This is a genomic window from Streptomyces sp. NPDC102402 (assembly GCF_044765765.1).
GTDB lineage: Bacteria > Actinomycetota > Actinomycetes > Streptomycetales > Streptomycetaceae > Streptomyces.
On sequence record NZ_JBIWKR010000021.1, the window covers coordinates 85,003 to 103,305 of the forward strand.

The 18,303-nt window shown below is 70.8% G+C and carries 16 protein-coding genes and 1 riboswitch; of the genes, 15 read left to right on the plus strand and 1 reads right to left on the minus strand.

Annotated elements, in window-relative coordinates; translation table 11 throughout:
• Window positions 1-2 precede the first annotated feature (2 nt).
• From ACIRJR_RS34355 to ACIRJR_RS34420, 14 genes are all read left to right on the plus strand, one after another.
• Window positions 3-875: a glycosyltransferase family 2 protein gene (locus tag ACIRJR_RS34355; protein WP_403788193.1), complete on the plus strand. Its 873-nt coding sequence runs from the start codon at window positions 3-5 to the stop codon at window positions 873-875.
• Window positions 876-983: 108 nt separating this feature from the next.
• On the plus strand, window positions 984-1,913 hold the full coding sequence (locus ACIRJR_RS34360; RefSeq protein WP_403788195.1) for an ABC transporter permease: 930 nt from the start codon (window positions 984-986) through the stop codon (window positions 1,911-1,913).
• On the plus strand, window positions 1,906-2,691 hold the full coding sequence (locus tag ACIRJR_RS34365) for an ABC transporter ATP-binding protein (RefSeq protein ID WP_403788197.1): 786 nt from the start codon (window positions 1,906-1,908) through the stop codon (window positions 2,689-2,691). Before ACIRJR_RS34360 ends, ACIRJR_RS34365 begins: the two co-directional genes overlap by 8 nt.
• A gap of 420 nt (window positions 2,692-3,111) precedes the next feature.
• The gene (gene hpnC / locus ACIRJR_RS34370; protein ID WP_403788199.1) at window positions 3,112-4,032 is read left to right on the plus strand and encodes a squalene synthase HpnC; all 921 of its coding nucleotides are present in this window, start codon (window positions 3,112-3,114) and stop codon (window positions 4,030-4,032) included.
• Between the two features lie 29 nt (window positions 4,033-4,061).
• Window positions 4,062-4,982: a presqualene diphosphate synthase HpnD gene (gene hpnD / locus ACIRJR_RS34375; RefSeq protein ID WP_403788201.1), complete on the plus strand. Its 921-nt coding sequence runs from the start codon at window positions 4,062-4,064 to the stop codon at window positions 4,980-4,982.
• Between the two features lie 112 nt (window positions 4,983-5,094).
• The gene (gene hpnE, locus ACIRJR_RS34380) at window positions 5,095-6,483 is read left to right on the plus strand and encodes a hydroxysqualene dehydroxylase HpnE (RefSeq protein WP_403788203.1); all 1,389 of its coding nucleotides are present in this window, start codon (window positions 5,095-5,097) and stop codon (window positions 6,481-6,483) included.
• Window positions 6,480-7,583: a polyprenyl synthetase family protein gene (locus ACIRJR_RS34385; RefSeq protein ID WP_403788205.1), complete on the plus strand. Its 1,104-nt coding sequence runs from the start codon at window positions 6,480-6,482 to the stop codon at window positions 7,581-7,583. The genes hpnE and ACIRJR_RS34385 overlap by 4 nt, the downstream gene beginning before the upstream one ends.
• A gap of 104 nt (window positions 7,584-7,687) precedes the next feature.
• Entirely contained in the window at window positions 7,688-9,700 is a 2,013-nt protein-coding gene (shc, locus tag ACIRJR_RS34390) for a squalene--hopene cyclase (protein ID WP_403788207.1), read from the plus strand.
• Between the two features lie 4 nt (window positions 9,701-9,704).
• Complete coding sequence (locus tag ACIRJR_RS34395) at window positions 9,705-10,364, plus strand: 1-hydroxy-2-methyl-2-butenyl 4-diphosphate reductase (protein WP_403788209.1); 660 nt, start codon at window positions 9,705-9,707, stop codon at window positions 10,362-10,364.
• Window positions 10,365-10,370: 6 nt separating this feature from the next.
• A complete protein-coding gene (gene hpnH, locus ACIRJR_RS34400; protein ID WP_403788211.1) occupies window positions 10,371-11,390 on the plus strand; it encodes an adenosyl-hopene transferase HpnH in 1,020 nt (339 codons plus the stop codon).
• A gap of 187 nt (window positions 11,391-11,577) precedes the next feature.
• Window positions 11,578-13,488: a 1-deoxy-D-xylulose-5-phosphate synthase gene (gene dxs, locus ACIRJR_RS34405; RefSeq protein ID WP_403788213.1), complete on the plus strand. Its 1,911-nt coding sequence runs from the start codon at window positions 11,578-11,580 to the stop codon at window positions 13,486-13,488.
• Window positions 13,485-14,879 carry an aspartate aminotransferase family protein gene (locus ACIRJR_RS34410; protein ID WP_403788215.1) on the plus strand — a complete coding sequence of 465 codons (1,395 nt, stop codon included), beginning with the start codon at window positions 13,485-13,487 and terminating at the stop codon, window positions 14,877-14,879. Before dxs ends, ACIRJR_RS34410 begins: the two co-directional genes overlap by 4 nt.
• Before the next feature lie 62 nt (window positions 14,880-14,941).
• Entirely contained in the window at window positions 14,942-15,562 is a 621-nt protein-coding gene (locus tag ACIRJR_RS34415; RefSeq protein WP_403788217.1) for a helix-turn-helix domain-containing protein, read from the plus strand.
• A gap of 79 nt (window positions 15,563-15,641) precedes the next feature.
• The gene (locus ACIRJR_RS34420) at window positions 15,642-15,815 is read left to right on the plus strand and encodes a DUF6126 family protein (protein ID WP_403788219.1); all 174 of its coding nucleotides are present in this window, start codon (window positions 15,642-15,644) and stop codon (window positions 15,813-15,815) included.
• 40 nt (window positions 15,816-15,855) lie between these two features.
• On the opposite strand, the gene ACIRJR_RS34425 is transcribed toward ACIRJR_RS34420, so the two are convergent.
• Window positions 15,856-16,680, minus strand: a complete 825-nt coding sequence (locus ACIRJR_RS34425) for a tyrosine-protein phosphatase (RefSeq protein WP_403788221.1) — start codon at window positions 16,678-16,680, stop codon at window positions 15,856-15,858.
• Between the two features lie 415 nt (window positions 16,681-17,095).
• Window positions 17,096-17,255: riboswitch (cyclic di-AMP (ydaO/yuaA leader) on the plus strand.
• Between the two features lie 5 nt (window positions 17,256-17,260).
• On the opposite strand from ACIRJR_RS34425, the gene ACIRJR_RS34430 reads away from it, so the two are divergent.
• A complete protein-coding gene (locus tag ACIRJR_RS34430) occupies window positions 17,261-18,148 on the plus strand; it encodes a peptidoglycan DD-metalloendopeptidase family protein (protein WP_403788223.1) in 888 nt (295 codons plus the stop codon).
• Window positions 18,149-18,303 lie beyond the last annotated feature (155 nt).

Genomic DNA, 18,303 nt, shown 5'->3' on the forward strand with positions numbered 1-18,303 from the left:
CCATGAAACTCGGCGCGGTCATCATCACCATGGGCAACCGCCCCGAAGAACTGCGTGCCCTTCTCGACTCGGTCGCCAGGCAGGAGGGCGACCGCATCGAGGTGGTCGTCGTCGGCAACGGCGCCCCGGTCCCCGACGTCCCGCCTGGCGTACGGACCGTCGAGCTGCCCGAGAACCTGGGCATCCCGGGCGGCCGCAACGTCGGCATCGAGGCGTTCGGTCCGTCCGGGGCCGACGTGGACGCCCTGCTCTTCCTCGACGACGACGGGTACCTGCCGAACACCGACACCGCCGAGCTCTGCCGACAGGCGTTCGACGCGGACCCGGCGCTCGGGATCATCACCTTCCGCATCGCGGACCCGGACACCGGCGTCACCCAGCGACGGCACGTGCCGCGGCTGCGTGCCTCCGACCCGATGCGCTCGTCCCGTGTCACGACGTTCCTCGGCGGCGCGAACGCGGTGCGCAGCCAGGTGATCGCCGAGGCCGGCCCGCTCCCCGGCGAGTTCTTCTACGCGCACGAGGAGACCGACCTCGCGTGGCGTGCCCTGGACGCGGGCTGGATGATCGACTACCGCGCGGACATGGTGCTCAACCACCCCACCACCGCGCCCTCGCGCCACGCGGTCTACCACCGCATGGTGGCCCGCAACCGCGTCTGGCTCGCCCGCCGCAACCTGCCCACGCCGCTGGTGCCCCTCTACGTCGGGGTCTGGCTGCTCCTCACCCTGGTCCGCAGGCCCTCGCTGCCCGCGCTCAGGGCATGGTTCGGAGGTTTCCGGGAAGGCTGGACCAAGCCCTGCGGACCCCGGCGCCCCATGAGGTGGCGTACGGTATGGCGGCTGACCAGACTGGGCCGGCCGCCGGTGATCTGAGAGGCTCACCTCTGAGACCATGAGCCGTATTCGTTTCGTACGGGGATCCTGTCCGCCTCGGCCGCGCCCGCGACCGGCTGCGCATCGTGAAGACGAGAGTTCTTACCTGTGAGTGACACGACCCACGACGGCGGGATTGCGCTGAGCAGCCCGCCGTCCGCCGACGAGGGACTGAGCGCGTCCCGGCTGGCCGACAAGTACGGCCTTACGGTGAGCGGCGCCCGGCCCGGGCTGTTCGCGTACATCCGGCAGCTCTGGGGCCGCCGGCATTTCATCCTGGCGTTCTCGCGGGCCAAGCTGACCGCGCAGTACAGCCAGGCGAAGCTCGGCCAGCTGTGGCAGGTGGCCACACCGCTGCTGAACGCCTTCGTCTACTTCCTGATCTTCGGCGTGATCCTCGGCACCAGCCGGGGCATGAGCCATGAGGTCTACATCCCGTTCCTGGTGACCGGGGTCTTCGTCTTCACCTTCACCCAGAGCTCGGTCATGGCAGGGGTCCGCTCGATCGCGGGCAACCTCGGTCTGGTCCGCGCGCTGCACTTCCCCCGGGCCTCGCTGCCCATCTCGTTCTCGCTGCAGCAGCTCCAGCAGCTGTTGTTCTCGATGATCGTGCTGGTGGCCGTGGCCATCGGCTTCGGCAGCTATCCGGGACTCTCCTGGCTGCTCGTGATCCCGGCGCTGGCCATGCAGTTCCTCTTCAACACCGGCCTGGCGCTCGTCATGGCCCGGCTGGGCAGCAAGACCCCGGACCTCGCCCAGCTGATGCCGTTCGTCATGCGTACCTGGATGTACGCCTCGGGCGTCATGTTCTCCATCCCCGTGATGCTGGAGGACAAGCCGCAGTGGATCGCCGACGTGCTGCAGTACAACCCGGCGGCCATCTACATGGACCTGGTCCGCTTCGCCCTGATCGACGGCTACGGCTCGGAGAACCTGCCGCAGCACGTCTGGGCCGTCGGACTCGCCTGGTCGCTCGTGGTGGGCGTGCTGGGCTTCGTGTACTTCTGGAAGGCAGAGGAACGGTACGGCCGTGGCTGAGGAAACGTCCCAGGGACACATTCCCACCGTGATCGCGGACGACGTGCACATCGTGTACCGGGTCAACGGCACGGGCGGGGGGAAGGGCAGCGCCACAGCTGCCCTGAGCCGGATCATGCGCCGCGGCAAGGGGGAGCCCCGCGGTGTGCGCAAGGTGCACGCGGTGCGGGGCGTCTCCTTCACCGCCTACCGCGGGCAGGCGATCGGCCTCATCGGTACCAACGGTTCGGGCAAGTCGACCCTGCTGCGGGCCATCGCCGGCCTGCTGCCGACCGAGCACGGCAAGGTGTACACGGACGGCCAGCCGTCGCTGCTCGGCGTCAACGCCGCGCTGATGAGTGACCTGACGGGTGAGCGCAACGTCGTGCTCGGCGGACTCGCGATGGGCATGAGCCGGGAGGAGATCCGGGCGCGCTACCAGGACATCGTGGACTTCTCCGGGATCAACGAGAAGGGCGACTTCATCACGCTGCCGATGCGGACGTACTCGTCCGGCATGGCGGCCCGTCTGCGCTTCTCGATCGCGGCCGCCAAGAACCATGACGTCCTCATGATCGACGAGGCGCTGGCCACCGGCGACCGCAAGTTCCGGGTCCGCTCCGAGGAGCGGATCCGCGAGCTGCGCAAGGAGGCAGGCACCGTCTTCCTGGTCAGCCACAACAACAAGACCATCCGGGACACCTGCGACCGGGTGCTGTGGCTGGAGAAGGGCGAGCTCCTGATGGACGGGCCCACCGAAGAGGTGCTGAAGGCCTACGAGAGGGAGACCGGCAAGTAGCCGTCGTGCGCGTGTGGCCCCCGCCGGAGCCCGGTGGCGGGGGCCCTGCGGCGTGCGGGGCCGGCCGGAGGGAACGGCCCGCAGGGCCTCCAGGGGGGATCTCCTCCCGGCGGATGACGTCAATTGCCCCGAGTCCGGGGAAGGTTGACGGCGGCCGGAACGTCGCGTCGACGCGTGCCGCACCCCGGCGCGGCGCTGTGAGCTGTACAACGTAAGCTGGCACGGTACTGATTCGCGGCACTGTGGGGCGATACGCCCCGACATATCGCCTGTTGTGTGCATACCGCACTCGGCCGGACGGGCGGCGTGTCCGAAAAGGGATGTTTTGGGTCGGCAGTGTAGAACGGGAGATATGACGGCAATGATGGAAAATCTCCAGCTCCGACGTGGTTTCGCCGTCCCCACGTCGGGCGGTACGCAGTGACCCGTTCCCAGCAGGTGTCCGCCGACGCCGCCACGACCGCCACGCTCGGCAAGGCCGCCGACGAGAATTTCCCCGTGGCGCCCTTCTTCCTGCCCCGCGCCTGGCGTGACGACCTGATGGCCGTCTACGGCTTCGCCCGCCTCGTCGACGACATCGGTGACGGCGACCTCGCCCCCGGTGGCGGGGACGCCCGCCACCTCGGCCTCGAGCTCGGGCAGACCGAGGACCGGCTCGCCCTGCTGGACGCCCTCGAAGCCGACCTGCACCGCGTCTTCTCGTCCACGGGTGACGGCCCCCGCCACCCCCTGATGCGTGTACTGCGCCCCACCGTGCGGCGCTGCGCACTCACCCCCGAGCCCTTCCTCGGGCTCGTCGAAGCCAACCGGCAGGACCAGAAGGTCCGTCGCTACGGGACCTACGCCGAGCTGCTGGCCTACTGCGAGCTCTCCGCCAACCCGGTCGGCCGGCTCGTCCTGCAGATCACCGGCACCGCGAGCCCCGAACGCATCCGCCGTTCCGACGCGGTCTGCACCGCGCTCCAGATCGCCGAACACCTCCAGGACGTCGCCGAGGACCTCGGCCGCGACCGGATCTATCTCCCCGCCGAGGACATGGCCCGTCTCCATGTCGGCGAATCCGACCTGGCCGCCCCGTCCGCGGGCGCGGCGGTACGGGCACTGATCGCGTTCGAGGCGGAACGCGCCCGCGAACTGCTGGACGAGGGCATCCCCCTTGTGGGCAGTGTCCACGGCCGGCTCAAGCTGCTGCTCGCCGGATTCGTCGGCGGAGGGCGAGCCGCCCTCGGCGCCGTCTCGGCCGCCGGTTTCGACGTACTGCCCGGACCGCCCAAGCCCACCGCGCCCAGACTGCTGCGCGAAGTGGGAGACGTCCTGCGAAGAGCGCACAGAGAGGGGTGAGCCGGACCGTGGAGGGACAGACGACGTACATGTCGGCACCGGTACAGGCCGCGTACAGCTACTGCGAGGCCGTCACCGGACAGCAGGCCCGCAACTTCGCGTACGGCATCCGACTGCTGCCGTACGAGAAGCGGCAGGCCATGTCGGCGTTGTACGCCTTCTCCCGTCGGGTCGACGACATCGGCGACGGCGAGCTGGATCCGGGGACCAAGCACGCCCGGCTGGAGGACACCCGGCAGCTGCTCGGCCGGATCCGGGACGGCAAGGTCGACGAGGACGACACCGACCCGGTCGCGGTCGCGCTGACCGACGCCGCCCACCGCTTCCCGCTCCCGCTCGGCGGCCTGGACGAGCTCATCGACGGCGTGCTGATGGACGTCCGCGGCGCGACGTACGAGACCTGGGACGACCTGAAGACGTACTGCCGCTGTGTCGCGGGTGCCATCGGGCGCCTCAGCCTGGGCGTCTTCGGGGCCGAGGCGGGCGCCCCCGGCGCGGAGCGGGCCGCGGAGTACGCCGACACGCTCGGCCTCGCACTCCAGCTCACCAACATCCTGCGCGACGTCCGCGAGGACGCGGGGAACGGGCGCACCTACCTGCCCGCCGACGACCTCGCGAAGTTCGGCTGCTCCGCCGGTTTCCAGCGGGCCACTCCGCCTCCCGGGGCGGACTTCGCCGGCCTGGTGCACTTCGAGGTCCGGCGCGCCCGGGCACTCTTCGCCGAGGGCTACCGGCTGCTTCCCATGCTGGACCGGCGCAGCGGTGCCTGCGTGGCGGCCATGGCCGGCATCTACCGGCGGCTCCTCGACCGGATCGAACGGGATCCCGAGGCGGTCCTGCGCGGCAGGGTCTCGCTGCCCGGCCACGAGAAGGCGTACGTTGCCGTGCGGGGGCTGTCGGGGCTCGACGCGCGGTACATCTCCCGCCGGACTGCCAGGGGGAGGGTCTGATGACGCGTCCGATCCACGCGGGGCGGGCAACCTCCGGCCGTCCCGGTGCGTCCCTGTCTGCGACGTCGCGGCGTGAAGAGAAGACCGCGGCGACAAGGCGAAGGGAGCAGGCATGACCGGCCGGAGCCCTCGGTCCTCCCGTGCCGTGGTCGTCGGCGGCGGCCTCGCGGGTGTCACCGCTGCGCTGCGGCTCGCCGACGCGGGGCTCGGCGTGACCCTGCTCGAAGGCCGCCCCCGGCTCGGCGGGCTCGCCTTCTCCTTCCGGCGCGGCGACCTCTCCGTCGACAACGGCCAGCACGTCTACCTGCGCTGCTGTACGGGCTACCGCTGGTTCCTGGACCGGATCGAGGGCGCTCACCTCGCCCCTCTCCAGGACCGCCTCGACGTGCCCGTGCTCGACGTCGGCCGGCCCGCCGGGCCGAGGCTGGGACGGCTGCGCCGCACCGCGCTGCCCGTACCCCTGCACCTGGCCGGCGGACTCGCCGCCTACCCGCACCTCTCGCTCGCGGAGAAGGCCGGTGTGGCCCGCGCCGCCCTGGCGCTGGGCCGTCTCGACCCGGCCGACCCCGCGCTGGACGGCGTCGACTTCGCCACCTGGCTACGCCGCCACGGGCAGTCGCGCCGCACCATCGAGGCCCTCTGGGACCTCGTCGGAGTGGCCACCCTCAACGCCACCGCACCGAACGCCTCCATGGCGCTGGCCGCGAAGGTCTTCAAGACGGGCCTCCTCTCCGAACCCGGTGCCGCCGACATCGGCTGGGCCGCCGTACCCCTCGGTGACCTCCACGACACCCTGGCCCGCAAGGCGCTCGAATCGGCGGGCGTGGGGATCCACCTGCGCACCCGGGTCACCTCCCTCGCCCGCGCCGAGGACGGCCGCTGGGCGGTCGGGACCGACGGGGAGACGATCGAGGCGGACACCGTCGTCCTCGCCGTGCCCCAGGGCGAGACCCACCGGCTGCTCCCCGAAGGCGCGCTCGACGACCCCGGCCGGCTGCTCGACCTCACCGACGCGCCGATCCTGAACGTCCATGTCGTCTACGACCGCACGGTGCTGCGCAGGCCCTTCTTCGCGGCGCTCGGGTCGCCCGTGCAGTGGGTCTTCGACCGCACGGAGTCCTCCGGTCTCCAGGGAGGCGGCCAGTACCTCGCGGTCTCCCAGTCCGCCGCACAGGACGAGATCGACCTCCCCGTCGCCGAGCTGCGCAAGCGCTACGTGCCCGAACTCGAACGGCTCCTCCCGGCGGCGCGAGGGGCCGGGATCCGCGACTTCTTCGTCACCCGGGAACGCACCGCGACCTTCGCCCCCACGCCCGGCGTGGGACGCCTGAGGCCGGGCACCCACACCCGCGTCCCCGGGCTGAACCTGGCGGGAGCATGGACCGCCACCGGCTGGCCCGCCACGATGGAGGGTGCCGTCCGCAGTGGCTTCACCGCCGCGGACGCCGCGCTCCAGGCCCTCGGCCGGCCCCACGAACATCCGCTGCAGGAGGCGGCATGAGCAGTACCACCGGAACAAGAGGAGAGTCTGTGACCCCGGCGAATCCGGCTTACGACACCGTGGTGGACACCGCGGACGTCACCGCGCTTCTGGAGCGCGGAAGGGCCCTGTCAGCGCCGGTGCTGCGAGCTGCCGTGGGACGGCTCGCGCCGCCCATGGACACCGTCGCGGCCTACCACTTCGGCTGGATCGACGCCCAGGGCCGGCCCGCCGACGGCGACGGCGGCAAGGCCGTCCGCCCCGCGCTCGCCCTGCTGTCCGCGGAAGCGGCGGGAGCCCCGGCAGAGGCGGGGATCCCCGGCGCCGTGGCTGTCGAACTCGTGCACAACTTCTCGCTGCTGCACGACGACCTGATGGACGGCGACGAGCAGCGCCGCCACCGCGACACCGTATGGAAGGTGCACGGACCGGCCCAGGCGATCCTCGTCGGCGACGCGCTCTTCGCGCTGGCCAACGAGATCCTGCTGGAGCTCGGCACCGTCGAGGCCGGCCGGGCGGCCCGCCGGCTGACCACGGCCAGCCGGAAGCTGATCGACGGTCAGGCCCAGGACATCTCCTACGAGCACCGCGAGCGGGTCACCGTCGAGGAGTGCCTGGAGATGGAGGGCAACAAGACGGGTGCCCTGCTCGCCTGCGCCGTCTCCATCGGAGCCGTCCTCGGCGGCGCCGACGACCGTACCGCCGACGTCCTGGAGGCGTACGGCTACCACCTCGGCCTCGCCTTCCAGGCGGTCGACGACCTGCTCGGGATCTGGGGCGACCCGGAGTCCACGGGCAAGCAGACCTGGAGCGACCTGCGCCAGCGCAAGAAGTCACTGCCCGTCGTGGCCGCGCTCGCCGCGGGCGGGCCGGCCTCGGAGCGTCTGGGCGAACTGCTCGCCGCCGACGCCAGGAGCAGCGACTTCGACAGCTTCTCCGAAGAGGAGTTCGCCGCGCGTGCGGCGCTCATCGAGGAGGCGGGCGGTCGTGAGTGGACCGCCCAGGAAGCCCGCCGTCAGCACGCGGTAGCCATCGAGGCGCTGCACGGCGTCGACATGCCGGAACGAGTGCGGGCGCAGCTCACCGAGCTCGCCGACTTCGTGGTCGTACGAAAGAGATGATCACCATCCAGATATGACTCGCAGTCGCCGGCGGGCGCCCCACGGGGCGCCCGCCGACGGAGACCCCAGCACAGCAGAGGACCAAACTGCACGAAGGGGAAGCCATGACAGCGACGACCGACGGAAGCACCGGGGCCGCGAACCTCCGCGCAGCCTCGGCCAGCGATCCGACCGAATCGACCACCACCGCGGACGACATGTTCGCCGTCGCGCGGCTGGCCGCGGAGCGCTCGGTGGAGCACCTCCTCGGCAGACAGGACGAACAGGGCTGGTGGAAGGGCGACCTCGCCACCAACGTCACCATGGACGCGGAGGACCTGCTCCTCCGTCAGTTCCTGGGCATCCAGGATCCGGACACCGTCAAGGCCGCCGCCCGCTTCATCCGGGGCGAACAGCTCGGCGACGGCACCTGGAACACCTTCTACGAGGGGCCGCCCGACCTCTCCGCCACGATCGAGGCGTACGTCGCCCTGCGGCTGGCCGGAGACCGGCCCGACGACCCCCACATGATCCGCGCCGCGGGCTGGGTCAGAGAACAGGGCGGCATCGCGGAGTCCAGGGTCTTCACCCGCATCTGGCTGGCCCTCTTCGGCTGGTGGAAGTGGGCCGACCTGCCGGAACTCCCGCCCGAGCTGATGTTCTTCCCGAAGTGGGTCCCTCTCAACATCTACGACTTCGGATGCTGGGCACGCCAGACGATCGTGCCGCTCACCATCGTGTCCGCGAAGCGGCCCGTGCGCCCGGCGCCCTTCGCCCTCGATGAACTGCACACCGACCCGTCCTGTCCCAACCCGCCCAGGCCCACCGCTCCCGCGGCCAGTTGGGACGGAGTCTTCCAGCGGCTCGACAAGGCGCTGCACCTCTACCACAAGGTGGCTCCGCGCAGGCTGCGGCGCATGGCCATGAACGCCGCCGCCCGCTGGATCATCGAGCGCCAGGAGAACGACGGCTGCTGGGGCGGGATCCAGCCGCCCGCGGTCTACTCCGTCATCGCCCTCCACCTGCTCGGATACGATCTCGACCACCCGGTCATGCGGGCGGGACTCGAATCGCTCGACCGGTTCACCGTGTGGCGCGAGGACGGCGCCCGCATGGTCGAAGCCTGCCAGTCACCGGTCTGGGACACCTGTCTCGCCACCATCGCCCTCGCCGACGCCGGGGTGAGCCCCGACCATCCGGCGCTCGTGAGGGCAGCCGACTGGATGCTCGGTGAAGAGATCGTGCGGCCCGGGGACTGGTCCGTACGTCGGCCTGAACTCGCCCCAGGAGGATGGGCGTTCGAGTTCCACAACAACAACTATCCCGACATCGACGACACCGCCGAAGTCGTCCTGGCGCTGCGCCGCGTCCGCCACCCCGACCCCGCGAGGGTCGAGGCCGCCATCGAACGCGGGGTGCGCTGGAACCTCGGCATGCAGTCACGCAACGGTGCCTGGGGAGCCTTCGACGCGGACAACACCAGCCCCTTCCCCAACCGGCTGCCGTTCTGCGACTTCGGTGAGGTCATCGACCCGCCGTCGGCCGACGTCACCGGACACGTGGTGGAGATGCTCGCCGTCGAGGGCCGGTCCCGCGACCCCCGTACCCGGCGTGGCATCGATTGGCTCCTCGCCGAACAGGAGGAGAGCGGGGCCTGGTTCGGCCGATGGGGCGTCAACTACATCTACGGGACGGGTTCCGTGGTGCCCGCGCTGATCGCGGCCGGGCTCCCGGCCGCGCACCCCTCCGTGAAGCGGGCCTGCGACTGGCTGAAGTCCGTCCAGAACGACGACGGGGGCTGGGGCGAGGACCTGCGTTCGTACCGCGAGGAGAAGTGGATCGGCCACGGCAGCTCGACCGCCTCCCAGACGGCGTGGGCGCTGCTCGCGCTCCTGGCGGCGGGGGAGCGGGAGACCAGGTGCGTGGAGAGAGGCGTCGCCTGGCTGGCGGAGACCCAGCAGGCGGACGGTTCCTGGGACGAGCCGCACTTCACCGGGACGGGCTTCCCCTGGGACTTCTCCATCAACTACCACCTCTACCGGCAGGTCTTCCCTCTCACCGCCCTGGGCCGGTACGTGTACGGCGACCCCTTCGCCACCGCCGCCGAGATCGGCGCCGGTACGGGTAAGGGGGCCTGAGTCCATGGGTGGTGCACAGGAGCCGCCCGGTCCCGCCACACCGCTGCTGATCGCCTGCGCGCTCGGCATCGAGCGCCTCGCCCTGCGCACCGGCAGGAAGGGCTGCCTCCCCGGCCCCGGCCCGGTGAGCATCATCAGGTCGGGGATGGGCCCCCGGGCCGCGGAGGACGCCGTCCGGGACGCGCTGGGACTGAGCGGAGCCGGAGGCACGGCGGTCATCGCCTCCGGCTTCTGTGCCGGGCTGGAGCCCGGCATGCACCCGGGCGACCTCGTGGTGGCCGAGGAGACCAGGGACGCCGCCGGCACCACCCCGTGCACCGGGACCGGTCTGCTGGTCGACGCGCTGGTCAGAGCGCTGCCCGGGCGCACGGTCCACACCGGCCCGCTGGCCGGCACCGGCCATGTCGTCCGGGGCCCGGAGCGGGCCGGCCTGCGGGCCACCGGTGCCATCGCGGTGGACATGGAGTCCGCCGCCACCCTCCGCACAGCCGTACGGACCGGGCCACGCCCGGTTGCGGCCGTACGGGTGGTCGTGGACGCTCCAGAGCATGAGCTCGTCCGTATCGGCACGGTCCGCGGTGGAATATCGGCATTCCGCGTTCTCCGTGCTGTCCTTCCGGCTTTTCACGAATGGCACCGATCTTTGCTGCTCCCCAGGAGGTGAGCCCAGATGGCCATGCCGCTCCGTCAGTCCATCAAGGTTGCGACGTATCTCTTCGAACAGAAGCTCCGCAGGCGGGAGAAGTTTCCGCTGATCGTCGAGCTGGAGCCCTTGTTCGCCTGCAATCTGGCGTGCGAGGGCTGTGGCAAGATCCAGCACCCGGCCGGAGTGCTGAAGCAGCGCATGCCGGTCGCACAGGCGGTCGGGGCGGTGCTGGAATCAGGTGCCCCGATGGTCTCCATCGCCGGTGGCGAACCCCTGATGCACCCTCAGATCGATGAGATCGTGCGTCAGCTGGTGGCGAAGAAGAAGTACGTCTTCCTCTGCACCAACGCGATGCTGATGCGCAAGAAGCTCGACAAGTTCACCCCCTCGCCCTACTTCGCCTTCGCGGTGCACATCGACGGGCTGCGTGAGCGGCACGACGAGTCGGTCGCCAAGGAAGGCGTCTTCGACGAGGCGGTGGAGGCGATGAAGGAGGCCAAGCGGCGAGGCTTCCGGGTCACGACCAACTCCACCTTCTTCAACACGGACACGCCCCAGACCGTCATCGAGGTGCTGAATTTCCTCAATGACGAGATGAAGGTCGACGAGATGATGATCTCGCCCGCCTACGCCTACGAGAAGGCGCCCGACCAGGAGCACTTCCTGGGCGTCGAGCAGACCCGTGAGCTCTTCAAGAAGTCGTTCGCGGGCGGCAACCGCGGTCGCTGGAGGCTCAACCACTCGCCTCTCTTCCTGGACTTCCTGGAGGGCAAGGCCGACTTCCCGTGCACGGCCTGGGCGATCCCCAACTACTCGCTCTTCGGCTGGCAGCGGCCCTGCTACCTGATGAGTGACGGGTACGTGCCGACCTACCGGGAACTCATCGAGGACACCGACTGGGACAAGTACGGCCGGGGCAAGGACCCGCGTTGCGCCAACTGCATGGCGCACTGCGGCTACGAGCCCACCGCGGTGCTCGCCACCATGGGATCGCTGAAGGAATCCCTGCGAGCGGCACGGGAGACGATCGGCGGGAACCGGTGACGTCATGACCGCGGGGGAGCCGGCCGGCCGCACCGGGTCTCCCCGGGCCGCCGGCCCGGCCGCCCGTGGTGCGCCGCCGCTCATGGCGCACCCCGGGCCGGGCCGGTGGCGGGCGGCGATGACGCACGGGTGACGGGGCGGCCGGTGCGACCGTCAGCCGATGACAGGACCAGAGAGGGGCCCGAGCGTGACGCTGCTGGAATCCATCAAAGGGCCGCCGGATCTCAAGGCGCTGAGCCGACCGGAGACCGGAGAACTCGCCCGGGAGATCAGGGAGTTCCTGATCCGGGCCGTGACGGGATCGGGCGGCCATCTCGGACCCAACCTCGGGGTCGTCGAACTCACCGTCGCCCTCCACCGGGTCTTCGACTCGCCCGTGGACCGCATCCTGTGGGACACCGGACACCAGACCTACGTGCACAAGCTGCTGACGGGACGCCAGGACTTCTCCAGGCTGCGCAGCAGGGGCGGGCTCTCCGGCTACCCCTCCCGCGAGGAGTCCGAGCACGACGTCATCGAGAACTCCCACGCCTCCACCGTGCTCGGCTGGGCGGACGGCCTGGCCAAGGCCGACCAGGTGCTCGGCCGTTCGCGCCACGTCGTGGCGGTCATCGGCGACGGGGCCCTCACCGGCGGCATGGCCTGGGAGGCGCTCAACAACATCGCGGCGGCCGGGGACCGTCCGCTGATCGTCGTCGTGAACGACAACGAGCGCTCGTACGCCCCGACCATCGGCGGTCTCGCGAACCATCTCGCCATCCTCCGTACGACCGACGGCTACGAGCGCTTCCTGTCCTGGGGCAAGGGAGTGCTCCAGCAGACACCGGTCATCGGACCGCCGCTGTACGGGTCCCTGCACGGTGCGAAGAAGGGCTTCAAGGACACGTTCGCCCCTCAGGGCCTGTTCGAGGACCTGGGCCTGAAGTACGTCGGCCCGGTCGACGGGCACGACACCGCGGCCGTCGAGTCCGCGCTGCAGCGGGCCAAGCGTTTCCACGGGCCGGTGCTCGTGCACTGCATCACCGAGAAGGGCCGCGGCTACGCTCCCGCCCTGGCCGACGACGCCGACCGCTTCCACACCGTCGGCAGGATGGACCCGCTGACCTGCGAGCCGCTCGTCGTGCCCGCGGCTCCGTCCTGGACGTCGGTGTTCGGCGAGGAGATCGCGGAGATCGGCGCCGAGCGTCCTGACGTGGTCGCGGTCACCGCGGCCATGCTGCACCCGGTCGGGCTGACCCGCTTCGCCGCGGAGTTCCCCGACCGGATCTGGGACGTCGGGATCGCCGAGCAGCATGCGGCGGTCTCCGCCGCGGGGCTGGCCACCGGCGGCCTGCACCCGGTCGTCGCCGTCTACGCGACCTTCCTCAACCGGGCGTTCGACCAACTGCTGATGGACGTCGCCCTCCACCGGTGCGGCGTGACGTTCGTCCTCGACCGGGCCGGGGTCACCGGGGTCGACGGCCCCTCGCACAACGGCATGTGGGACATGTCCGTGCTCCAGGTCGTCCCCGGGCTCCGGATCGCGGCCCCGCGCGACGCCGACCGCCTGCGCGAGGAACTGCGCGAGGCCGTCTGCGTCGACGACGCACCCACGGTGATCCGCTTCCCCAAGGAGTCGGTGGGGGAGCCCGTCCCGGCCGTCGGGAGGATCGGCGGGATGGACGTCCTGCACCGCGCCCCGGACCCGGACGTCCTGCTGGTGGCCGTCGGGGTGCTCGCCCCGCTCTGCCTGCAGACGGCCGACCTGCTGGCCGGGTCCGGAATCCGCTGCACCGTCGTCGATCCACGCTGGGTCAAGCCGGTCGACGAGCAGCTGCCCGCCCTCGCCGCGCAACACCTGCTGGTCGTCGTCGTCGAGGACAACAGCAGGGCCGGCGGGGTCGGCTGGGCCGTCGGACAGGCCCTGCGGGACGCGGACGTCGACGTACCGCTGCGGACGTTCGGAATCCCCGAGCGGTTCCTCGCGCATGCCGGGCGCGGTGAGGTACTCGCGGAGATCGGGCTCACCCCGGTGGAGGTCGCCGGGCGCGTCGGTGCGGCGCTGGACCGCCGCACCGACGCGAGGGAGCGGAACGTGCCGAAGGAGAAGGACGCATGAAGGACGGACACCCGGGCTTCGACCTGGCGCGGCTCCTCGCGGAACGGGGTTCCGAACGCTACGAGCTGCACACCCGCCACCTCAATCACCAGCTGCCGAGGATGCTCCACACCCTCGGCTTCGACAAGGTCTACGAGCGGGCCGAGGGCGCGCACTTCTGGGACGCGGAGGGCAACGACTACCTCGACATGCTCGCCGGTTTCGGCGTGATGGGGCTCGGCAGGCACCACCCCGTCGTACGCCAGGCGCTCCACGACGTCCTGGACGCTTCCCTCGCCGACCTCACGCGTTTCGACTGCCAGCCGCTGCCCGGACTGCTGGCCGAGAAGCTGCTGGCGCACAGCCCGCACCTGGACCGGGTGTTCTTCGGCAACAGCGGTACGGAGGCGGTCGAGACCGCGCTGAAGTTCGCCCGCTACGCCACCGGCAAGCCGCGGATCCTCTACTGTGACCACGCCTTCCACGGGCTGACCACCGGCTCGCTCTCCGTCAACGGCGAGAAGGGGTTCCGGGACGGGTTCGCGCCGCTGCTGCCCGACACGGCCATCGCGCTCGGCGATCTCGACGCCCTGCGGCGCGAGCTGAGGCGCGGGGACGTCGCCGGGCTGGTCGTGGAACCGATCCAGGGCAAGGGCGTCCACGCCTCACCCCCGGGCTTCCTGCGCGCGGCGCAGGAGCTGCTGCACCGGCACAAGGCCGTGCTCATCGCCGACGAGGTGCAGACCGGCCTCGGCAGGACCGGCGACTTCTACGCCTACCAGCACGAGGAGGGGGTCGAGCCCGACCTGCTCTGCGTCGCCAAGGCGCTCTCCGGCGGATACGTCCCGGTCGGCGCCACGCTCGGCAAGGACTGGATCTTCAAGCGCGTCTACTCCTCAATGGACCGGGTCCTCGTCCACTCCGCGAGCTTCGGCTCCAACGCTCAGGCGATGGCGGCCGGGCTCGCCGTCCTCGCGGTGATGGAGCAGGAGGAGACCGTCGCCAACGCCCGCCGCACCGGCGACCTGCTGCGCGAACGGCTCGCCGCCCTCGTCAGCCGCTACGAGCTGCTGCACGAGGTGCGCGGGCGCGGGCTGATGATCGGTGTCGAGTTCGGCCGGCCGTCCTCCCTCAAGCTCCGCAGCCGGTGGACGATGCTGCAGGCCGCCCGGAAGGGGCTCTTCGCGCAGATGGTGGTGGTGCCGCTGCTGCAGAAGCACCGGATCCTCACCCAGGTCTCGGGTGATCACCTCGAGGTCATCAAGCTGATTCCGCCGCTGGTCATCGGGGAACCGGAGGTCGACCGCTTCGTGACCGCGTTCACCGCCGTCATGGACGACGCGCACAGTGGGGGCGGACTCATGTGGGACTTCGGCCGGACCCTGGTGAAGCAGGCCGTCGCCAACCGCTGAACGGTTTTTGCCTCTGGGGCAAGTTATTTGCCCCGGAGGAAAGGTGCTGGCTCAATGGAGGCATGAATCCTCCTGACGGAGGGGCGGCCGACGAGCTTCCCGGTGTCGCGCCCCGCCTGCGTGAACTGCGCCGCGACCGCGGCCTCACCCTGGAGGCCGCAGCGGGACGGGCGGGCCTCTCCCCGGCCCATCTCTCCCGGCTCGAGACGGGCCGCAGGCAGCCCTCGCTCCCGATGCTGCTCGGACTCGCCCGTGTCTACGGTACGACCGTCTCCGAGCTCCTGGGTGAGATGCCGCCCGAACGTGACGCGATCGTCCGCGGCGGTCCGCCCGGGGACGCGCCGCGCGGCACCGAGGCGGGTGGCTGGGTCTACCGGCAGGCCGGCGGACCGGGTCGTGCGATGCAGGCCCTGCGGGTCCACGTCCCGTACGGCACCGAGGGGGACCTCGTGCGCGTCCACCCCGGCGAGGAGTGGCTGTACGTCCTCGACGGCCGGCTCCGCCTGGCGCTCGGCGAGACCGTGCACGACCTGGGTCCGGGCGACAGCGCGCACTTCGACTCGCTCACCCCGCACCGGATCGCGGCACTCGACGCCGCGGGGGCGCGTCTGCTCTTCGTCCACACGCTGCTGCAGAGCCCCGCCGCCGAGCTGTGCCTGGGCGGCGGGATCCGCCGGCTCTGAACCCGCAGGGCCCGTGCACCCACACCGGTGCGCACCGTTCGCCACCCAGGCCGGATCGACCGGAAGAAAGAGGGCTGACATGTCCGATTCGGAGCACTACGACCCGCTGACCCCCCGAGGCGCGAAGAGTGCGGACACACAGGAGAGGCGGATGCCCCGCGGCGTGGTGATCCGGCTCTTCGCCTACCTGGTGGCCGGACACGTCGTCGCTGCCTTCCTCTTCCTCCTCTTCACCGTGGCGGGCAAGGGCTGACCGCTCGCCGTCACGGTGGCGGACAGGGCGGCCCTCGTCGTCAGGCATCCTCGACGAGTCGCTCGCGCAGCTTCTCGCGGGTCTCGGGTGTGATCTTGAGGCCTTCGAGGAAGTAGCGGTCCGTGCTGCCCCAGATCTCCTCGATCGTGGCGAAGGCCGCGGCCAGGTAATCGGGGTGTGCGCCGAAGAGGGGGTTGAGCAGCTCCAGCACCTCTTCGGACATCCCCGTCGGCGAGGAATCGCTGCGCTTCACCTTGTAGCGGCGGTGCGCGTCGTTCGACTTGAGGTAGTCGGCCTCGATGGCCTCCTTCTCGACGCCGACCGCGAGCAGGGAGATCGCGACCGAGAGGCCCGCCCGGTCCTTGCCCGCCGCGCAGTGCATCAACGCCGGCACGCTGTCCTCGGCCAGCGCGTGCAGCACGCGGCTGTGTTCGGCGGTGCGGTCCTTGATGATCGAGCGGTACGAGGCGACCATCCGGCCGGTGCCCTTGCCCTCGGCCAGGATCGAGCGCAGCTGCTGGATGTTCCCGTCGCGCACCAGGCGCCAGAACTCCGCGCCGTCGGCCGGGTCCGAGAGAGGAATGCTGACATTCCGGACGCCTGGAAGCTCGACGTCCAGGCCGTCGAGCTTGTGGTCGGCCGCGTTGCGGAAGTCGAAGATCGTGTGCAGGCCGAGCCCGGCCAGGAAGGCGGCGTCCGCCTCGGTGGCGTGGGCGAGGTGGCCGCTGCGGTAGAGGCGCCCGTAGCGCACGGTGCGGCCGTCGGTGGTCGGAAGCCCGCCGACGTCGCGGAAGTTGCGGACTCCGGTCAGGTCGACGTCCGTCGGCTCGGGGCCGGCCGGCGGGACCTCTGGCAGCTGCGTCACAAGGGGCTCCTGGTGTGTCGGGTGTCGGCGCCGCTCGCCGACGGTTGCACGCCCGCGACGATACGACATGGCTGCATCGGGCAACCGTCTCGGCCGCCGTGGTGTCTGCGTGCCTCTGGGGTGACGGCCATGACATGTCCGTATTGGTGTATTTAGCAGAACATGCCCCGCTTGTACGGGAGATGGGGTGAGGTGGGTGAGCGGGATCATATCCGTGACGGTGCGTGGCGGAAATGCCGACGGGTATTCCTGATGCCGCGCGGAAAGCCAAGATCGCAGATCCACGGAGTGTGACGGGAATTCCGCGCCGGAAATGAAGGGTGGATTCCGGTCCGCAATGCAGGGCTTGTTCGCGGTGTCCCGCCTCGCTTACGGTCACGGTCAATCCGGACGGAACGCCTAATCCTGCCGCCGCCCGGAATCCGCACCGACTCACGTGTGGCAGGAGCGGGGGAACCAGGTAGGCCGCCGTACCGGAGGGATCCGGTGCGGCTCGGGGTTAAGTCGCGCAGTGCGCGGCCGGGCATCTCCAGCCCGAACCCGACAGCTCACCTCGCAGGCGCCGGAGAGGAAATCCCCCATGCCCGCAAAAGGCAAGCACCGTCGTACGAAGACCGGCCCGATCTCCCGAGGCGTCCTTGCCGCGGGGACCGGTGGCGCCGTTCTCGCGCTCCCGCTGATCGGTGCCACCGGCGCCCACGCGGCCGAGCAGGCCGCACCGGCCGCCAAGTCCGCCACCGCCCACAGTGCGCCCGCGTCGGCCGCCACGGGCTCCCCGAAGACCTACTCCGTGGTCGCCGGGGACTACCTGGCCAAGATCGCGGCCGACAAGAAGGTCAAGGGCGGCTGGCAGAAGCTGTACAAGCAGAACCGGGACGTCGTCGGTGAGGACCCGAGCCTGATCCGTCCGGGCATGAAGCTCACGCTCGGCGCCAAGGTGTCCGGTTCGGCCGAGGCCGCTCCGAAGGCCAAGTCCTCCGCTCCGGCCGAGGAGGCGGCCGCTCCGGCCGAGGAGACGGCTGCGAAGACGGCCGACTCCGGCGCCTCGGAGAGCAGCGCCTCCGGCTACACCTCCCCGGTCGAGAACCCCAACGTCACCACCCAGTACCGCGCCTCCGGCGCCAGCTGGTCCAGCGGTTACCACACCGGCTCGGACTTCCAGGCGGCCTCCGGCACCAGCGTCCGGTCCATCGGTCCGGGCACCGTGGTCTCCGCCGGTTCGGGCGGCTCGTACGGCAACGAGATCGTCATCCAGCACAGCGACGGCATGTACTCCCAGTACGCGCACCTGTCCTCGCTCGAGGTCTCGGCCGGCCAGACCGTGACCGGCGGCCAGCAGATCGGCCTCTCCGGCTCCACCGGCAACTCCACCGGCCCGCACCTCCACTTCGAGGTCCGGACCGGCCCGAGCTACGGCTCGGACGTCGACCCGATCGCCTACCTGCGCTCGCACGGCGTCTCCCTCTGAGGCACCTCGACTGAGACAAGGGGAGGGGGGGGGGGGGGCCCCGGCCCCCCCCCCCCCCCCGGGGCGGGGGGGGGACAAAAAAAACCGGGGGGGGGTTTGTCACCCCCCCCCACCCCAAAAAAGGGGGGGGGGGGGGCAATAGAATGTGTGGGGTT

Coding starts and splice junctions, on each gene's coding strand:
- ACIRJR_RS34355 (WP_403788193.1), top strand. CDS start 3: ATGAAACTCGGCGCGGTCATCATCACCATGGGCAACCGCCCCGAAGAA.
- hpnD (WP_403788201.1), top strand. CDS start 4,062: ATGTCGGCACCGGTACAGGCCGCGTACAGCTACTGCGAGGCCGTCACC.
- hpnE (WP_403788203.1), top strand. CDS start 5,095: ATGACCGGCCGGAGCCCTCGGTCCTCCCGTGCCGTGGTCGTCGGCGGC.
- ACIRJR_RS34385 (WP_403788205.1), top strand. CDS start 6,480: ATGAGCAGTACCACCGGAACAAGAGGAGAGTCTGTGACCCCGGCGAAT.
- shc (WP_403788207.1), top strand. CDS start 7,688: ATGACAGCGACGACCGACGGAAGCACCGGGGCCGCGAACCTCCGCGCA.
- ACIRJR_RS34395 (WP_403788209.1), top strand. CDS start 9,705: ATGGGTGGTGCACAGGAGCCGCCCGGTCCCGCCACACCGCTGCTGATC.
- hpnH (WP_403788211.1), top strand. CDS start 10,371: ATGGCCATGCCGCTCCGTCAGTCCATCAAGGTTGCGACGTATCTCTTC.
- ACIRJR_RS34410 (WP_403788215.1), top strand. CDS start 13,485: ATGAAGGACGGACACCCGGGCTTCGACCTGGCGCGGCTCCTCGCGGAA.
- ACIRJR_RS34415 (WP_403788217.1), top strand. CDS start 14,942: ATGAATCCTCCTGACGGAGGGGCGGCCGACGAGCTTCCCGGTGTCGCG.
- ACIRJR_RS34420 (WP_403788219.1), top strand. CDS start 15,642: ATGTCCGATTCGGAGCACTACGACCCGCTGACCCCCCGAGGCGCGAAG.
- ACIRJR_RS34430 (WP_403788223.1), top strand. CDS start 17,261: ATGCCCGCAAAAGGCAAGCACCGTCGTACGAAGACCGGCCCGATCTCC.